The sequence below is a fragment of the Myxococcus llanfairpwllgwyngyllgogerychwyrndrobwllllantysiliogogogochensis genome (assembly GCF_006636215.1).
Lineage (GTDB): Bacteria > Myxococcota > Myxococcia > Myxococcales > Myxococcaceae > Myxococcus > Myxococcus llanfairpwllgwyngyllgogerychwyrndrobwllllantysiliogogogochensis.
In genome coordinates, this window is the sequence record NZ_VIFM01000493.1 from 1 (window position 1) to 2,479 (window position 2,479).

Here is a 2,479-nt window from a genome sequence, read left to right on the forward strand (position 1 = left end):
GGCAGGGTGGGCACCGAGCTCGCCGTGACGTGAGGGGCCGGTGCGGGACGGCTGGCCACTGGTGGCGCGGCGGTAGCCGGGGCGACGACTCGGGTCGACCCCCCCAGCCCGCTGGGGGCACTGCGTGTCGCCGGAGGAGGCCCGGTGCGCGCCGTGGCGGGCAAGGGGGGCGGACCGGGGCGTGCGGCGGAGGGGTGCTCCTTCGCGGGCGGAGCAGGGGCTCCCGGGAAGGTGACGTGTTCGGTGAAGCCACTGGCGCGCGGGGCCTGGGCGACGCCGGGGCGCATGGCGCGAGTCGGCTGCGAGGGCGCGCTCGGATGCGACCCGCCAGACGTGGTGGACCTCGTGGGACGTGGAGCGGGAGGTGCGAGGGGCTCCTCGTCGCCGAGCGCCATGGGAGAGAGGTCCTCCTCGGCGCCCAGGGCCATGAGCACGGCGGGACGCTCCCCGGTGAGCGTGGGGACCTCGTCGTCCTGAATCGTGGAGGGCTCTTCGTCGTCGAACGCTGGCGCCTCCGGGGTGAGGAACTCGCTGCCGTCGAGCACGGGAAGCTCGTCGGTCCGGCTTCGTCGTGGAGGGCTGCCAGGCGCGCGGCGCAGCTCCAGCACGCCTCGTTCCAGCAGGGCCTTGAGGACGACCTTCACCTCGATTTCAGGCAGCCGCGCCGCGAGGGCGAGCTGGGGCACCGCGTGGACTCCGTCGACGAAGGACGCGATGTGGGCCTCGAAAGGGTGGAGGGGCTGCAACGCGATGTTCAGTCCGGCACGAAGGTGCGGCACGGTGTCCGCGTCCATGGGCACGGTGAATCGCGCGGTGGCCAGGTCCTGCGGCGCGGGCCGCTGGGGCGGCGGCCTGGGCACTTCCATGGTCCTGCTGCGCTGGGGTGGGGAGAGCAGGGCCCGGACGATGGTGGGCTCCGTGACGATGTACTCCCCGCTGGCCTGCTCCGGGTCCAGGAGCAACCCGCAGAACTCACACTGGAAGTCGTCCCCTTCCACCGTGCCCCTGCACTCTGGACATTCTAGTTTTGCGGCCATTTCGGGCCCATCATAGCGCTCCGGGACCCCCATCACCTGACGCCTCGCGGGGAGGGGTGAAAATGGGGGCCCGGGGGGCGCGTCTGGAGGGACAAGGCGGCTTCATCCCCCTGTCAGACTGGCTGATGAGCGGGCGGGCATGGAAGTCAGGCATCCCCTCTCCCGTTGGCTTACGTATGGCTGATGCGTGGTGCTCCACACAAATGATGGAGCAACCCTGGTGCGCGTGGTGTCGGCGGGGCTATACCGCGCGCGGCAGGTGGCACCGGCAGTGGGGGTGGCGCGCCCGCGAATCATCGTCCCTCTGAGGTCCAGAGTCGCGCCGGAGAAACATGGTTGGCATGTCCCAGGCACCCTTCCACATCCTGCTCGTCGAGGATGAACCGGTCATCCGGGAGCTGGTGCGCTCGATGTTGAGCGACGGCACCGTGGAGGTGGTGTGCGCGGCCAACGGGCTGGAGGGACTGAAGCTGGCGCGCAGCCGGACCTTCCACCTCATCCTGATGGATGTGGTGTTGCCGCAGCTGGACGGAATCTCCGCGTGTCGCATCCTGAAGAGCGACCCCGTCACCGCGACGGTGCCGCTCTACATGCTCACCGCGAAGGCGAAGAAGTCGGACATGGAGAGCGCCACGCTGGCGGGCGCGGACGGCTACATCCACAAGCCCTTCCGAGGCGCGGAGCTGATGGCGCTGGTGGAGCGCCTGCGAGTGGCCTCGCCTCGCTCGGAACCGGCCTGAAGCGACGGGGACGGGCCTCCCCGCTCAGGGCAGGCGCGGATGGAGGAAGCGCGCCAGGGCGATGAGGTCGTCCCAGTCGAGCTCACCGAACTCCAGGGCCACGCCGTCCGCTTCCCGGCGGCGGATGGTGCAGGTGGTGACGATTTCCTTGTCCCCGGGCAGCGGCAGGCTGAGCGTCAGCTGGCGCTGGGCATCTCCGGGGTGCGCGAGCAGGAACAGCCCCGCCATGGAGACATCGCGGGCGCGGGCCATGACGGCGCGTCCTGGCAGGAGCACTTTCACGGGGAGGGACGCCTCGACGCGCGGGTGGAAGCGCTCGGCGATATGGGGTCCACCATTGGAAGTGTTCATCGGCTCAGCTCCTCACTGCGACAGGGTGCGACAACTCTGAGGCACCTTGCGTGCGAGGCAAGTTTCCGTCCTCGCGCCGCCGTCCCGTGAGACGGACGCTCCTCCCGGCCCCTGGAGTTTCCCTGGCGCGCGCGACGCGGCCAGGAGCGCGGGATTGCTTGGGTTTTCAGCTGGCACGTCGCCTGAAGAGCCCCCCGCGCAACCCGCCGCCGGAGGCAGCTCTTGGACCCGAACCACCGCAGGCTTCAGTCGCTCAGCATCACCCCCACCATGCCTCGGCAGACGCCGCGCAATGACTTCGGCACGGTGCTGGCGCACGCGGCCCACCAGGTGGTGAGCAAGGGGGCGGGG

General features: G+C 70.4%; 2 protein-coding genes and 1 pseudogene. 1 reads left to right on the forward strand and 2 read right to left on the reverse strand.

Annotated features, from left to right (window positions below; genetic code table 11):
• A pseudogene (locus tag FJV41_RS54465) lies at positions 1-998 on the reverse strand (hypothetical protein); the annotation flags it as partial.
• A 371-nt stretch (positions 999-1,369) separates the two neighbouring features.
• Between FJV41_RS54465 and FJV41_RS48725 the strand changes: the two are divergent.
• Positions 1,370-1,777: a response regulator gene (locus tag FJV41_RS48725; RefSeq protein WP_141649448.1), complete on the forward strand. Its 408-nt coding sequence runs from the start codon at positions 1,370-1,372 to the stop codon at positions 1,775-1,777.
• Positions 1,778-1,801: 24 nt separating this feature from the next.
• Here the strand turns inward: FJV41_RS48725 and FJV41_RS48730 are convergent, their stop codons facing one another.
• Positions 1,802-2,128, reverse strand: a complete 327-nt coding sequence (locus tag FJV41_RS48730; RefSeq protein ID WP_141649449.1) for a PilZ domain-containing protein — start codon at positions 2,126-2,128, stop codon at positions 1,802-1,804.
• Positions 2,129-2,479: the final 351 nt, after the last annotated feature.

What these genes read in the sequence shown, in the direction of transcription:
- FJV41_RS48725 (WP_141649448.1), top strand. Translation starts at nt 1,370, where the DNA reads ATGGTTGGCATGTCCCAGGCACCCTTCCACATCCTGCTCGTCGAGGAT.
- FJV41_RS48730 (WP_141649449.1), bottom strand. Translation starts at nt 2,128, where the DNA reads ATGAACACTTCCAATGGTGGACCCCATATCGCCGAGCGCTTCCACCCG.